The 13,982-nt window shown below is 62.0% G+C and carries 11 protein-coding genes and 1 pseudogene; 4 read left to right on the top strand and 8 right to left on the bottom strand.

Going from position 1 to position 13,982, the window contains the following annotated elements:
- Window positions 1-34: 34 nt before the first annotated feature.
- Entirely contained in the window at window positions 35-739 is a 705-nt protein-coding gene (locus tag U8L64_RS09555) for a class I SAM-dependent methyltransferase (protein ID WP_333396538.1), read from the bottom strand.
- A gap of 169 nt (window positions 740-908) precedes the next feature.
- Between U8L64_RS09555 and U8L64_RS09550 the strand changes: the two genes are divergently transcribed.
- Window positions 909-1,166, top strand: coding sequence for a type B 50S ribosomal protein L31 (locus tag U8L64_RS09550; RefSeq protein ID WP_213663567.1), 258 nt, complete (start codon window positions 909-911; stop codon window positions 1,164-1,166).
- Window positions 1,167-1,626: 460 nt separating this feature from the next.
- Window positions 1,627-2,619 (top strand): formylglycine-generating enzyme family protein, encoded by a 993-nt coding sequence (locus tag U8L64_RS09545; RefSeq protein WP_213663568.1) that lies wholly within the window; start codon window positions 1,627-1,629, stop codon window positions 2,617-2,619.
- Window positions 2,620-2,660: 41 nt separating this feature from the next.
- Here U8L64_RS09545 and U8L64_RS09540 read toward each other — a convergent pair whose 3' ends face one another.
- The 5 genes from U8L64_RS09540 to U8L64_RS09520 all read right to left on the bottom strand — a co-directional run bounded on the left by U8L64_RS09540 (window position 2,661) and on the right by U8L64_RS09520 (window position 9,679).
- Window positions 2,661-5,255: a LysM peptidoglycan-binding domain-containing protein gene (locus tag U8L64_RS09540; RefSeq protein WP_333396530.1), complete on the bottom strand. Its 2,595-nt coding sequence runs from the start codon at window positions 5,253-5,255 to the stop codon at window positions 2,661-2,663.
- A 12-nt stretch (window positions 5,256-5,267) separates the two neighbouring features.
- Complete coding sequence (locus U8L64_RS09535; RefSeq protein WP_333396527.1) at window positions 5,268-6,122, bottom strand: DUF4123 domain-containing protein; 855 nt, start codon at window positions 6,120-6,122, stop codon at window positions 5,268-5,270.
- A complete protein-coding gene (tssI, locus tag U8L64_RS09530; protein WP_333396766.1) occupies window positions 6,115-8,169 on the bottom strand; it encodes a type VI secretion system Vgr family protein in 2,055 nt (684 codons plus the stop codon). Before tssI ends, U8L64_RS09535 begins: the two co-directional genes overlap by 8 nt.
- Before the next feature lie 161 nt (window positions 8,170-8,330).
- Window positions 8,331-8,840 (bottom strand): AP2 domain-containing protein, encoded by a 510-nt coding sequence (locus U8L64_RS09525; protein WP_077683110.1) that lies wholly within the window; start codon window positions 8,838-8,840, stop codon window positions 8,331-8,333.
- Window positions 8,841-8,875: 35 nt separating this feature from the next.
- Window positions 8,876-9,679, bottom strand: a complete 804-nt coding sequence (locus U8L64_RS09520; protein WP_043296918.1) for an NYN domain-containing protein — start codon at window positions 9,677-9,679, stop codon at window positions 8,876-8,878.
- 191 nt (window positions 9,680-9,870) lie between these two features.
- On the opposite strand from U8L64_RS09520, the gene U8L64_RS09515 reads away from it, so the two are divergent.
- Entirely contained in the window at window positions 9,871-10,485 is a 615-nt protein-coding gene (locus tag U8L64_RS09515) for a LysE family translocator (RefSeq protein ID WP_043296919.1), read from the top strand.
- Between the two features lie 55 nt (window positions 10,486-10,540).
- Here U8L64_RS09515 and U8L64_RS20355 read toward each other — a convergent pair whose 3' ends face one another.
- On the bottom strand, window positions 10,541-11,296 hold the full coding sequence (locus tag U8L64_RS20355) for a methyl-accepting chemotaxis protein (protein WP_442965283.1): 756 nt from the start codon (window positions 11,294-11,296) through the stop codon (window positions 10,541-10,543).
- A gap of 102 nt (window positions 11,297-11,398) precedes the next feature.
- A pseudogene (locus U8L64_RS20350) lies at window positions 11,399-12,466 on the bottom strand (HAMP domain-containing protein); the annotation flags it as partial.
- A 469-nt stretch (window positions 12,467-12,935) separates the two neighbouring features.
- Between U8L64_RS20350 and U8L64_RS09505 the strand changes: the two are divergent.
- On the top strand, window positions 12,936-13,661 hold the full coding sequence (locus U8L64_RS09505) for an endonuclease (RefSeq protein WP_052079020.1): 726 nt from the start codon (window positions 12,936-12,938) through the stop codon (window positions 13,659-13,661).
- The last annotated feature ends 321 nt before the right edge of the window (window positions 13,662-13,982 follow it).

Below are 13,982 nucleotides of genomic sequence, written 5' to 3'. Positions count from 1 at the left end.
CATCCGTTGCGCAACGGCGAGGGGCCTGCAAGGCTTATTCATCTCTCCTGACCGTCGAGACCCAGCCGTGCATCAAGCCGACCTGGAAGAACTGCACGGGCGTTTCGAATCCGGCTTGCTCGATGATGCGCCCGACCTGTTCTGTCGACAGGATCGCCACGTCCCTGGCATAGGCCTCCCGCGCACGCGCCAGCATCTCCGGTTGCACGCCGGCCGAGGACATCAGCGTCATCCAGGTGCGCAGCAGCGTCTCGTATGCCGGTGATTGCACGTCCGAGGCAAGATCGGCCGTTGCCAGCAATCCTCCGGCTTCGAGCCTTCGCGCGATCTCGCAGAAGAAATCCACGCGCGCCTGGCGCTCGAGCAGGAACTGGGAGACCAGGAAACAGGTCGCCGCGTCGTGCGCTGGCTGCAAGGGCAACGTGTCGAGGTAGCCTTCATGGAAGGTGCATCGCGAGAGGAAACCGCCCTGCACAGCCCGCTCACGGCACTTTTCGAGCATCGCACCCGACGGGTCCACCGCCGTGAATTGCCAGCCAGGGAATCTCGCCGCCAGGTACCCCAGTTCCGCACCGGTGCCGACACCCACGCACAGCATCCTGGCGTCGGCCTGCAAACCAGCAAACAGCGACCCGAGCAGCATGTGGAGCGCGTCCCGAATCGGGGCCATGCCCGACCATTGCTGGTCGTAGCCCTTGGCCTGCTGGTCAAACAGGGCTTTCAGTTCATCGGGTTGCATGGCATGCCCCTCTCGCCCCTGTGGGATCACCGGTAGTTGGCCCTGCTCGATCAACCGCAGGCGCTTGAGGATAGCCCGCGTGCGCCACATCGGTGCCTTGCATCGGTTCATTGCTCATTTTTATTGTTATGATATAACATCTTTACATTGTCATTTCGAGAAACCCAACATGAAGCCCGGCATCCACCCCGACTACCGCCCCGTGCTGTTCCATGACACGGCCGCTGACGTCTATTTCCTGATTGGCTCGACCGCCGAGACGACGCGTACCCATCGGCACACCGACGGCAAGACCTATCCGTACATTGCGCTCGACGTGTCCAGCGCCTCGCACCCGATCTACACCGGCAAGCAGCGCAAGACCACGACCGAAGGCCGCATCGCCGGCTTCAACAAGCGCTTCGCCGGTTTCACCGTCCAGAAGTAGCCAACGACCAGCCCTACCTGATAGGCGAGGCGCGACTATTACCCACGAGATGGGAAAGAAAGACTACGGCTACGCCGCAGGAGGGCCCTACCCATCGTTGTGGAACGGAGATTAGGCAAATCGTTAGCCCCTGCCCAAGAGCTCACTGACAAGCAGGACGGCTCTCAGTGAGATTTTGCTCGGCGGTCGCGACAGGATTTTGAACAAAATGATTCGGCATGTGGTTGTCCGCCATCCTGCACTCACGCGGGCCCACCGTTCTTGGCATCGTCAGTCTGTGCGCGGGAGAAGCGACGTCACGGTCGCGCGATAGAAGCCGTGGGCGCTGCATAAACCCGTCAGCTCGCTGGCATCTGGATCGAGGTGTGAGCCCCTTCCAACTTCGAGGCATGCTGGCCCTTCCGCTACCGCCCCCTTGGTAGACTACGGCGCTTCCGATGCCTCGATTCAAGGACGAACCATGAGCTCAATCCGAACCCTTGCCTTACTTGTCGGCTGCACTGCGGCAGCGGCCTGCAGTTCTGCCAACCTACCCGAAAGTCAAAAGCTCTCGCCTGACAAGGTCGCCGAGATCGCCTCGCGCATCGAAGCGCAGTATCCCAACCTGTCTCGTGACAAGCGGGACGAAGTGCTTCGCGTGGTGGTCCGCTCGCTCGACGAAATGGTCTATATCAAGGGTGGCAGCTTTGAAATGGGCGATTTCGGCTGGAAATGCGATTTCGACCCCGCCGAGGTCTGCACATGGCCGTGCGGAGCACCGGAAGACAACCTCTGCAACATCACGTTGAAGGGTGATGCTCCTCCTCACGAGGTGGAGTTGTCGAGCTATCACCTTGCAGCCAAAAAAACGACCATGGGAGACTTCAATCTATATCGATCACTGGTCGGCCAGCCAATTGTCCTCAGTGAACTGCGTGGCCGGAGTGATCTGGCATACCTATTTGACCCCAAGAACGCAGCACCGCTCGAGCGCTGGCAGGAAGCGAAAGACTACTGCCAGTGGCTTGGGAAACTCAGCAGTTACCCAGTTGACTTGCCGACAGAAGCCCAGTGGGAGTACGCAGCGCGAAGCGGGGGGGAAAAAGTTTTGTATCCCACGAATGACGGAAGCTTGAAGCTCGGGAAGAACTATCCTTATGACGAACAACACCAAACCCTGACCGTGCGTGTCGATGCGTTCCCACCGAACCCTCTAGGCCTCTTCATGATGGCCGGGGGGGCGAACGAGACTGTTAACGACTGGTATTCGGAAACCTACTACAGCGCCTCACCAGAGAAAGATCCGCAAGGGCCATCGTCTGGAAGCATTAAGGTAGCCCGAGGAACTAACATGTCCGAGACCCCATGGATATCTGGGAATACAGTTCTTCGCAGGAAGCTGCTTCTAGAGCCTGGCACGCATTCTCTAGCCGACAGTTTTCGTTGCGCAGTACAGAAACCAGAACCGCTATAAGTGATGGTATCGAAAGGTGGGGCGACGCCCCCACCTAAAGCTCAAGCCTGTCTGGTGCTGGCATGGCGAGAAGCTGAAGCCAGCAGCGTAGCTTTCTCCTGACTGTAGATCACCGAATCGCGAACGTCCCATGCATACCGCGCGGGCGGTGTCGTTGGGGCCCCATGTAGCGCCAACCCATCGAGGTAGCGACTAAAGTCGTCTTGCTGCTTATCGACCAAGAAGCTGTTGATACGGTTGAGGCTGTCTGTAGCTTTGACCTTGATGGCCGATTTAGACATGTGCTCAAGCGTCTCGATGAGGTGTCGCCAACGTCGTACGCGGGAAAGCACTTCGACGATCGCCTTTTCTTGTGCCGGGTTGGACACACCGATGTAGGTCTCGGTCAATACCCACAAGATGGGCCCGAGCGTCTCGGGAGGTAGTTTTTCTATCGGAACGATCTGCCCACCGAGGTTGACAGACCTATTCTGAAGAATGTTTTTCGTTAACTGAGCAGCTTCTTCGATCCCCCCCTGCCTGGTCAGCCACCAACGGTTCAACCCGCTCGCGGTGTTTCCGAGTAACTCTTCGACAGTTTTTCCGGGCGAAAGCGCGGCTTTGTACAGTATCTGGCTGATAGACCTGAACGCTTCTTCATCGATACTGAAGAGATACCGGTAATCGACTGAACTTAGCGTTTCACAGACAAGCACAATCAGCTCCCAAGATTTCTCAAGGTCGACTACTGTCCCAAAGCCACCACCGGCACCGGGACCGAAAACCAAGTTGGCTTTACAATGAATGGCGAACTCGTTGTTCGTCATGCTGATGCCAAAATCCGCTTCAGCGCCAATTCCGAAGGCCACATTTCCCTCAGCCTTAACCTGCGCCAGTGCGTTCCATCCGGAGCTGCCGCTTGTGAGAGCACCGGGGTTGCCCGAGCCCTTGCCGTAGTCGGCCGGCGGCAGCCATTCGACGGCGCCGCTGAGCGCGCCACCGGCCTCGGCCCCAGCAAAGGCTTCCGCTTTCAGGCCGACCCGTCCACCAGCCTTGCTGGCATCGATCGAGGGCGTGCCAAGCAACACCAGCGCACCTGACGGCCCTTCGACAGCACCTTTCCCTGACTTGACGCCCGCCTCGAGGCCGCCTTTGGCACCGGCGAAGCATGACAGCTCCAGACTACCATTCAGGCGGAAGCTGCCGAACGAGTGCCGCACCGGCTTGCCGACCGCATTGCGGTAGCTGATTTGCAGGGTGCTGCCGGCGCGGTTGGGAAAGAAGGTCGTCGTGGTGACCTTGCCCTCGGCCAGCGCAAAGGCCGCCTCGCATTTGACGCCGACGTCGATCTCTCCCTTGGCCGGGTTGAAGCTCTTGATGCCAGCGCTGGCGCTGGCGGCAAAGCGAAGTGCCTGGGCCTCGGCCGACAGGGCGTAGCGGTCATCGTCGGCCTGGGTCGATTCGAATTTGTACAGTTCGCAACGCAGCGCGTTGAGTGGATGGTCTTCCTTTGTCTTTATGGTCCACAGTTTGGCTTCGACCTTGCCCAGTGGGCCGGCCTTGGCGCCCTCGCCGATGGCCTTTCTGATGTCGTCGAACAGGTCCTTGACCATCGCCGGACTGAAGGGCTTCTCGCGCAGGATGCGGGCGCTCGCCTTGTAGGCCCAGATCCGCTCGACCCGGGTTTTGAACTGCGCGCGCACGTAGTAACGGCGGTCGGGACGGCTGAGGATGATGACTTCCTGAATATGGTGGCTGACCTGCTTGCCGGCGCCGGCCTCGAAAGTGCGCTTGTTCGTATAGGGGCTATTGGGATCGGGTTTGCCACCCCCGGCGAAGGTCTCGCCGTTTTGCGGCCCCGGCGCCTTGAGCTGCCCCTGAAGCGCTGCGATCTCGGCGTTCAGCTGGGCGACCTTCTTCTCGCACAGTTTGCGCCAGTTGCCCTCAACCACGTTGTGCAGGTGGCCGCTGCGCGCCGCCACGAAGCTGTCGTAGGTCTGGAAGAAGTCACGGGCCTGCTGCAGTTCACCGATCCTTCCCTGGATGTCGGCCTCGGTCGTAACCGGCTCGGCCGTCACCGCCTTGGGTCGGTCATTCGGTCGGAGCAGTCCCACCTCGCAGGCCTTCTTTGCCCAGTCGGCCTTTTTGCACGCGGTGCAGTTGCACGCCGCAGCCGGCTGCGCAGCGGTCTTCATACAGGGGGCGGCGGTGGCCGCACTGACGATACCGTGAAACTCGTCCATGAGTTTCTGCACCAGATCAACTTCGGTCTTGAGCTCCTGAGCCTGCACCTCGGTCAGGACGAATAGGCGATCGGTATCGGCGGTGAAATGCACCACGTCCACAAGTTCGTCGGCGCAAGGTGGTGCACCCTTGACGGCTGCGCTGCTGCTGTCACCGCTGTGTTGGGTCGGAGGCAGCGTCGGTCGGGCCGCCGCCTGGGACTGCGGTTGAGAGTTCTTCGCGGGGCTCGGCGGTACTGCTGAGCCGGTGGTCGACGTCGTGCCCGGTATGTTCAGCTTCCACCCGGCCTGGATTTTATCCCGGTCCTGGATGATGGGGTTGGTAGCCTGGATGTCGGCCGGGCTCGTGCCGTGGGCCTTGGCAATCGAGCCGAGCGTGTCGCCCGCGCGGACGAGGTAGCTAGTGGTGGTCATGGTGCATGTTCCTTATGCAATCGTGCGCTCGAGCGCGTCGAGCTTCTCGCCCTTGGCCAGGTCCGAGCGGGTAAGAATCTGTTGGGCGCGGTCCGAGGAAAGCGTGCCGGCCGGCGCCTGAAGCTCCAGTCTCAGCCATCGTTCCTGGGAAGCCAGGTCGTCGTATCCCCACGTGCTCGCCTTCAGCAGGGCCTCGAGCACGCGCTCCTCGGTGGCAGCGGGGTGATACGGCTGGTAGTCGCTTGCGAGCCGGGCGGCGATCAACGGCAAGCGCGCCTGGCCGAGTTGGGCCTGGCGCTCGCCGTCGAGCCAGAACCAGCCGTGCTCCTTGATCTCGCCGCTCCAGGTACCCGCGCGGGAAACTTGGCGCCAGCCGCGCTCGTTGCGCCAGGCAATGGCCGAGAATGGTCCCAGGAAATCGTGCGCCTCATCTTGCGATATGACCGAGAACAGCGGCTCGAGCCAGCGCGGCTCATAGAAGCGAAACATGCGTTGCTGGTTGCGCTCGTCACGTGCGCTGAGCAGGCTGCGGCAGTGCGCAGCCGCCTGGTCGGGATGGTCGCCCTCCTCCAGCCACAGCACACAGCCGGCGTCCAGCTGGCCCAGCATGGCCGACGCATAGTCGATCAGCGCCGGATGGTCTTCGCACAGGACGAGGCACGGGCTGGCCTTGTAGAGGTCGGCGTAGGGTGTGTCGATGACCAATGGGTGCCACGTCGGCAGGCCATCGTTGGCCTTGACGTAGACCTGCATGGCCAGATCCTCGTCGAACGCGCCGTCGAGGATGGCGAACCGACGAGCGCCGGCAAGCGCCCCGGACTCATCGAACGGCATGGGGATCGAGCGGATCGGCGCGACGTCACGCATAGTGATGTACCTCGCAGGTGCCCTGCGCGCACAGGCTGCAGTTCTTTTCGACGAGCAGGTGGCCGGCCAGCGACTGGGTGCGATAGAAATCGACGGTCGTGCCGGGGCCGATGCCAGGGTCGACCGCCTCGCTGTTGTCCGGCCGGACGGGCTGGGCACCTGGCCCCCGCCCCGGGGCGCCGCCCGAGTTGATCTTGACCTGGGGGCCGACAATGGTGACGCCGCCCGGATCGAGCTTGATGAAGCTGCCGCCTGCCTGGATCGTCAGCTCCGCGCCGGCGTCGATCACGACCTTCTGTCCCGTCGAGAGATGAAACTCCTTGCCAACGCTGACGTACTGCCCGGTACCGATCCTGATGTGCTGGGCCTTGGCCACCGTCAGGTGGTCGTCGGCCTTGAGCTCGACCCTGCGATCCAGGAAGGTCGTACGGTGCTCTTCCTTGCGCAGCTCCGTGTAGCTGTTGGCTTCGACCATATCGTGCCGCTCATTCCCGACGCGGACGTGCTGGTCGTGCTCGATGTTTTCATCCCAGTCACGCTGGGCATGGATGTAGATCTGCTCCTCGCCCTTGCGGTCCTCGATGCGCAGTTCGTTATAGCCGCCACCGCCTGGAGAACTCAGCGTCTTGAACACCGTGCGCGTCTTGTGGGCCGGCAGTTCATACGGCACCTCGTTGACCGCGTGGTACAGACAGCCGGTGACCAGGGGCTGGTCCGGGTCACCTTCGAGGAAGCTGACCAGCACCTCCATGCCCACCCGCGGAATGGCGATCCCGCCATAGCGCCCACCGGCCCAGTTGCTCGACACACGCAACCAGCAACTGGTCTTGTCATCGCCCTGCCCCTCCCGATCCCAATGGAACTGGACACGAACCCGACCGTACTGATCGCAGTGGATCTCCTCGCCATGCGGACCGGTCACGACCGCGGTCTGGCTGCCGCTGATAACGCGCTTCGGATGGCGCAGCGCGGGGCGATAATTCACGCTCCAGGGCGTTGCGACGAAAAAGTTGCGGTAGCCCTGCTGGAAATCGGGATCGCCCTCGTCGGCCGAGGTTATGGACTCCTCCAGGACCTGGGGCTGCCTGCCCTCATGAACCAGCTCGGTCAGCAGCCAGAGGTCGTTCCAGTCGCCCCGAGGATGTTCGGTGAGGGGCATGAAGTGGCCGCTGACCAGGCTGGTGATATCGCTCCGGCCCTCGGCCACATGGTGGTCGGCGCGGTGACGCTCGACGGCGCGGTGACTCAGGTGCTTGCCACGGGCGCGGTCGACAAAGCGACCGGGATAGTCGTAATCCTCCAGATCGCGCGATGCGTCGCCCTTGTGGGCGGCCTCCAGCAGCAGGCGAGGCGTTTCGAAGTTGTAGTCTCGCCGCGTGACGCGCGAGGTGCGGGTGTTGGACTGGGCCGAGAACGCGCGGACCACGCGGTGGTCGGCCACCATCCCGCTGTCCTGCTGGTAGGACGCATCGGGCAGTCGGGCGAAGCTCGTCTGGTCGTCGCCAAACACCAGCACATGCTCGGTCGCTGCGTGCTCGAAGTGGTAATGGATCCCCTCTTCCTCGCACAGGCGATTCACGAAGTGCAGATCGCTCTCGTCGTACTGGACGCAGTACTCGCGCGGCTCATATGCGACCGAGAGGTTAAATCGGTACTGATCCGAGAGAATGCCGTGATCCTTGAACACCGCGGCAATGATGTCCGGTACGTTCTGGTGCTGGAAGATGCGCTGGTTGTGGCGGTGCGCCAGGTACTGCAGTTGCGGTACGAGTGTGACCCGATACCGGGTCATGCGCTTGCCGGATTCGCCCTGAGCCGCGCTATAGAGCAGCCCGTGGAACCCCGTCCCGTCCGAGTCGATCTCCAGGAATGCGGGCACGTCGCGCAGCGCAGGGTAGTCGAAGTCCGGACGATCGCTGATCAGCTCGATATCGAATGCGTAGGGGCTGTTGATGCCTTCGCGCCCCTTGAACGACAGGACTTGGAAGTCATGGCTGATGCCGAGAATCTTGAGCGCGAACTGTTTCTGGTTGGCCGATGAGAACATCCTGTTTCCTCTGCTTCCTTGCGTCGGGCGGCGAAGCGCCAGCCCGGCATTCGTTCCAGGCGCGGAGGCTATCGGCAAAGCACTGGCGAATTCTTGCGCAGCGCCGAACCAATTCACGTTTGGCGAGAAAACGTCCGAGAAATACGACCGGATTCAAAGTTTCAGGTTGGGGACTGCGGGCACTTGCCAAGGTCGTCGGTGTCGAGACGCTCATCCGTGAGCAGCCGAGCATACTGGTTCTGGGCCTCGGCACTGCGCAGGACGACGTGATCGATCAGGAGCAACTGCCGCTTGCGCTCCTCTATCGCCAATGCCTTGGCCTGATCGTCGCCGTAGCGATCGATTCGAAACGACTTCTTAAGGGGCTTGCCATCGCGCCGTTTGGTCTGGGCGACCCAGTACCAATGCTTGCCGATCCGGTAGCGCGATACACCGGCATGGCCACTCGTGTTGGTCTGGCGCAGCCGCTGCCTCACCTCGCGACTGAGCTGCGGTGGATGGCGCAGCAGTTGTTCGTCCCGAAACGCCTGGGCCTTGGCCAGGGCCTGTTGCTCTCCGCCATGCTTGAGAAAGGGAAACTCTTTCTCGACCTGCTTGGCGCCGGCGCGATAAAGCGTGACGCGCCACGCCCTCGCGCCGTTGTAATGCGTAATGGCGGTAATGCCGTACATGCTTAGCGACCCCTTTCTCGAGGTAGACGCATCGTTTAGTGCAATGCAGCCGAATCGTCCGCTCCCGGCTCCTTGGCCAGGCCCACGCTCCAGGGGCCACCTCCCTCCTCGATCGCTTGCAACAGGTCATAGGTCTTGACCATGTTCAGCAACCCGGAATGGCCATACGCGCTAGGTGAGAACGAAGGATCCATGCGCTTGAGGTACTGGCCCAGTGCGCTCAGAGAAACCTTGCCCTCGTTCGTGCCGGCCACCATGAGGGCGACGGCGTCGACCACGAAGCGGGGACGCCGCTTAACCGGCGGTCTGGGCGGTTCGGGCTTGGATTCGGTTTTCGTTGGGCAGGCAGCCGTCTTGGGCGAGTGTTCAGGTGATCCGCACGCCGGCTCCGGCTCTGGCGCGGGTCGAACCCACTCGAAGAACTCGTCGCTGGCGTTTCTCAACGCATCCGGGGTCTTGGCCTCACCGACGATGCAGACCGTTGCGCCCCGCTCACGAAGCTTGCGACAGAGGTAAGCAAAGTCCGAGTCGCTCGTTACCAAGCAGAAGGTGTCCGCGCGCTCATCGAACAACGCCTCCAGCGCGTCGAGCGCAAGGGCAATGTCGGCCGTATTCTTGCCGGCGGCGTACTGGTATTGAAGGCACGGCGTGAAGGCCAGGCGCACCAGTGCCTCCTGCCAGCGATTGGCAAGGGTGCCGTGATTGCCGTAGCCGCGGCGCAACACGACGCGTCCGAATTGGGCAACCACACGCAATGCATGTTCGAGGATCTCGGGCGTTACGTTGTCGCAATCGACAAGCACGGCAACCCGAGCTTCACCAGTGGCGGAACACGCCATCCATGCCTCTCCTCATTGGTCTTCCCTGCCCCTACCTTCGGGGCGCCATTCACGCTAATCCTAACGCAACGCCACGCTCGCCTCCATCTCGCGCGCGACCTTGCACCGGCTACGGACAACGCCGGTTTCGTGCGGTGTCGAACGATGTTCTATGCTGGACCGCCTAACATCCACACGCCCAAGGAGTTCGCATGCCCAGTCTCGACTACCTCGTTACCTGCCTGGTCGTCGTGCTGATACCCGGTGCCGGCGTGATCTATACCGTTTCAACGGCGTTGGTACACGGCCGTCGCGCGGGCGTCATGGCCGCCCTGGCATGCACCCTGGGAATCGTCCCTCACCTGCTGGCAACCATCTTCGGCATCGCGGCGATCCTTCATTCCAGTGCGCTAGTCTTCGAAGCTCTGCGATACGCAGGCGTCGCCTACCTCTTCTACCTGGCCTACATCACCTGGCGTGATCGATCCGACCTGGCGATGGACGGCAACGGCGCACCGCTGAGCGCCGGAGGCCTGGTTGCAAAGGCGCTGCTGGTCAATCTCCTCAATCCGAAGCTGACGATCTTCTTCCTGGCGTTCCTGCCACAGTTCATTCGACCGGCCGCCGGCGACGAACTCGCGCAACTACTCGGGTTAAGCGCGACCTTCATGCTGATGACCTTCGTCATCTTCGTCGGCTATGGGTTGCTGGCCCATGCGTTTCGAAAGGCGGTCATTGAATCGGAGCGGGTCCAGGCCTGGTTGCGCCGCGGATTTGCAGCATCGTTCGCTGGCCTGGGCGCCAACCTCGCGCTGGCGGATCGGTAGTTCCTATCAACCGCCGCCCGTGCTTCACAGCCCCGAACCTGATCGAGGCTGGCATCTAGACGCGGAACTGATCCATCAAACGCTGCTGGTGATTGGCCAGTTCGTTGAGCGACTGGCTCACTCGTGCGGATTCGTCAGCCTGCGCCGTGAGCGACTCGGTTACCTCGCGGATGCCCTGCACGTTGCGATTGATCTCCTCGGCCACTGCGCTCTGCTCCTCGGCCGCACTGGCGATCTGCATAGTCATGGATGTAATCACTGACACCGACAGTCCGATGCGCTGCAGCGCCTGCTCGGCCTGGGCAACGTGAGCCACGTTTTCCTGGGCCTGAGCATGCCCATCGCGCATGGCGCGGACCACGTCCTCGGTGCCGTGTTGCAGCCCGTCGATTACGGAACGAATGTCTTCGATCGATTCCTGGGTACGCCGAGCCAAATGACGGACCTCATCGGCTACCACGGCAAACCCTCGGCCATTCTCACCCGCGCGGGCAGCTTCTATCGCCGCGTTAAGCGCGAGCAGGTTGGTCTGCTCGGCTATGGCACGAATGGTCTCCAGCACCAGGCCGATCTGCTGGCTGCTGCGGGCCAGTGCTTCGACCTGTTGCATGGCCGCGCTCATGTCGCCGGCTAGCCGCTCGATGCGACGGGTCGTCTGTTCGATCACGTCCAGGCCGTCCTGGGAGGCCTGGTCGGCCGATCGTGCAGCCTCGGCCGCCTCGGCCGCGTTCTGGGCTACGCCCTGTGCGGTTGCGCTCATCTCGTTGGATGCGGTCGCCACCTGCTCAACCTCGCTGAGCTGCGCCTGCATGCCCTGACTGGTGTTCGTGGCAATGTCCGCCGACCGATCGGCGGTACCGCGCGCATCCTGGACCGAGCGCTTGACCTCGGCGACGACCGGCTGAAGCTTGTCCAGGAAGTGGTTGAAGCCGCTTACCAGACGGCCCAGTTCATCACGCCGCGCATACTCCAGGCGCCGGGTCAGGTCACCCTCGCCGCTGGCGATATCTTCCAGCCTTGCAGCCACCCTGAGGATCGGTCGCGTGATGCCACGGGCCATCAGGCTGACCAGTACCAGCCCAGCGGCTATGGCAGCCAGGCCGGCGAGGATCGAAAAAACGCTATCGTTCGTACGTAACTCGTCCAGCGCGTGCTCGAGTTCGAGTGCACCGGCCAGCACCACCTGCCGAGGTGCCCGAATGACGATCGACCAGGGACGTACCTCGGGAATGGGCACGATAGGCGCAACCACGCCTACGAGCTCGCCGTCATCCAGTGCAGAAGCCTCGCCGCCCTTCAGGAGGCGATCGATACCACTGGCCTGGCTTGCATAGGCCTGTGCCAGCGGTTTGCCCAGCCAGGCGGCCTGCCGGCTATGTCCGGCCACCAGTCCGGCCGGACTGATGATTGCGACGTCACCCAGCCCATCGTAGAGCTCGCGGTTGGCGGCCTCGACCACGCCCTGCAGCGAAGCGAGGCTGATATCGATGCCAATGACGCCGATGACCTTATCGCCCTCGTGAACCGGTACGGCAATGCTGGTCATCAGCACGGCGCGCCCATCCACATCGTCGAGGTAGGGATCAAGCAAGCATGGGGTCGAAGCCGTCAGCGGACAGGTGTACCAGCTGTTGTAGGCCGCGCCACTTGGGCCTGGCGTCGTATCGGCCAGCTCCTGTTCGGTAGTTGGCTCGGACTGGAACTGCCCCTTGGCGATCTGCGACCAGTAGAGCGAGAAGCGGCCTTTCTCGTTGCTACCGGCAGCGTAGTCATCGACGAACCGTGCGTCCTGGCCATCAAGTCGATCGGGCTCGAATGTCATATAAAGGCCCAGCAATTGGGGGCGTGCCTTCAGCGCCTCGCCTAGCCTCGATGCGAGCGTAACCCGTAGTGTCTGGGCAGACAGGTCGCCACGCTGGAACTGGTCGCGCAGGAGCGTGACCTGCTCCGACAGCCCCACGGCATAGGCATAGCTTTCCATGAAATCGGTGCGTATGCGCTGCGATTCGGCTTGCGCGAGCGCCTGCATGCGAAGCTTGGCAGAGGCTTCGAGCATGCTTGCGCTCTTGTCCCGAACCACCACCGCGCTCTTAGCCGACTGATACAGCGAGGCACCGATCAACAACGTGACGATGGCCAGCAGGCACAAACCTGCAAGCGCAGTCAGCCTGAGCTGGATGGACAGTCGGGACAACATCGGGGAAAACCTCGCGGGCAACGGCATTGCCTTGCTATCGGCCCGAAGGGCTGCGACTGCAGGCATCGCAGCACCGTCCCGGTTTTGGTCCGACGAACGGTCCAAAAGCCCGGCGCCGAGCGACGACCGCAGCGAAGCGTGCCACCGCTGTCGATAAGGACCTCCCGGGCTACTGAACGGGAAACCGGTTCATTTGGCGAACAAGCAGAACAACTGTATATTCATACACCACTCGCTCGCCATGGATGGAACAATGGCTCGCTTAGCTATCCTTTCGTTGCTGCTCACGTTGGCGCTGGCTACCAACGCCTGGGCTGCGGCGCCCCGCACCTTTGCCGAGGCCAAGAAGGTTGCCTGGACACTCTATGCCGGCAATCCTGAGTTCTATTGTGGCTGTCGCTTTTCGGGGAACAAGGTGGATCTGAAGAGCTGCGGCTACGTGCCCCGCAAGAACGCCCTGCGGGCTGCGCGCATCGAATGGGAGCACATCGTGCCGGCCTGGGTGATCGGTCACCAGCGTCGGTGCTGGCAAAAGGGCGGGCGCAGCAATTGTTCCAGGAACGATGAGATCTATCGTCGCGCCGAGGCCGACCTGCACAACCTGGTGCCCAGCATCGGCGAACTCAACGGCGACAGGAGCAACTACAGCTTTGCCTGGCTGCCGCAGAAGCCGGGGCAGTATGGCGCTTGCCCCATGGTCGTCGACTTCAAGGCGCGCAAGGCCATGCCGCGCCAGCAGGTGCGCGGCATGATCGCGCGCACCTATTTCTACATGGCCGAGCGCTACGAGCTGCGGCTTTCAAAGCAGGACCGCCAGCTCTTCACGGCATGGAGCAGGACCTACCCGCCCAAGCCCTGGGAGCAAGCCCGCAACCAGCGCGTCGCCTGCGTCATGGGACACGGCAACCGGTACGTTGGCACCGTGGACCTTGCCCGATGCCCCGGAACTCGAGAGTTCAAGACCGGAAAAAGAGGGTGACCGCCACCGCCTGGCTCGGCGCGAAATGGGCGTGGGACGTAACCACATGACGGTAACAATCCGGGCGTATGCTGATACGGCAGGCAAGCTAAGTATCCCAAAGCCGCGTTGTTGTTAGGGTTTGGTTCGTTATCCACAGAAGCTGTGGATAACACTGTGAACACATTTTGGATCGTTGCCGCAAACGCCCGCCTGGCGCGGACTGGAAACAGATCGGCGAGATTTTGTTCACCTCCAGATATCCGTTTAAAATCAGTCACTTAATAAATGCGCCAAAGGGTCGCAGCGCTAAGCCGGGCGAGTCCCGATGGAACCGTCGGT

The sequence above is a fragment of the Pseudomonas sp. FIP_A4 genome (assembly GCF_036701605.1).
Lineage (GTDB): Bacteria > Pseudomonadota > Gammaproteobacteria > Pseudomonadales > Pseudomonadaceae > Stutzerimonas > Stutzerimonas phenolilytica.
The sequence above is the reverse complement of the archived record's forward strand: the minus strand, read 5'-3'. Positions and strand labels throughout refer to the sequence as shown.

Excerpts from the sequence above, each read along its gene's own strand:
- U8L64_RS09535 (WP_333396527.1), bottom strand. The coding sequence starts at position 6,122 with ATGCGTGACGTCGCGCCGATCCGCTCGATCCCCATGCCGTTCGATGAG.
- U8L64_RS09520 (WP_043296918.1), bottom strand. The coding sequence starts at position 9,679 with ATGGCGTGTTCCGCCACTGGTGAAGCTCGGGTTGCCGTGCTTGTCGAT.
- U8L64_RS09515 (WP_043296919.1), top strand. The coding sequence starts at position 9,871 with ATGCCCAGTCTCGACTACCTCGTTACCTGCCTGGTCGTCGTGCTGATA.
- tssI (WP_333396766.1), bottom strand. The coding sequence starts at position 8,169 with ATGTTCTCATCGGCCAACCAGAAACAGTTCGCGCTCAAGATTCTCGGC.
- U8L64_RS20355 (WP_442965283.1), bottom strand. The coding sequence starts at position 11,296 with ATGCAGGCGCAGCTCAGCGAGGTTGAGCAGGTGGCGACCGCATCCAAC.
- U8L64_RS09545 (WP_213663568.1), top strand. The coding sequence starts at position 1,627 with ATGAGCTCAATCCGAACCCTTGCCTTACTTGTCGGCTGCACTGCGGCA.
- U8L64_RS09525 (WP_077683110.1), bottom strand. The coding sequence starts at position 8,840 with ATGTACGGCATTACCGCCATTACGCATTACAACGGCGCGAGGGCGTGG.
- U8L64_RS09505 (WP_052079020.1), top strand. The coding sequence starts at position 12,936 with ATGGCTCGCTTAGCTATCCTTTCGTTGCTGCTCACGTTGGCGCTGGCT.
- U8L64_RS09550 (WP_213663567.1), top strand. The coding sequence starts at position 909 with ATGAAGCCCGGCATCCACCCCGACTACCGCCCCGTGCTGTTCCATGAC.
- U8L64_RS09555 (WP_333396538.1), bottom strand. The coding sequence starts at position 739 with ATGCAACCCGATGAACTGAAAGCCCTGTTTGACCAGCAGGCCAAGGGC.
- U8L64_RS09540 (WP_333396530.1), bottom strand. The coding sequence starts at position 5,255 with ATGACCACCACTAGCTACCTCGTCCGCGCGGGCGACACGCTCGGCTCG.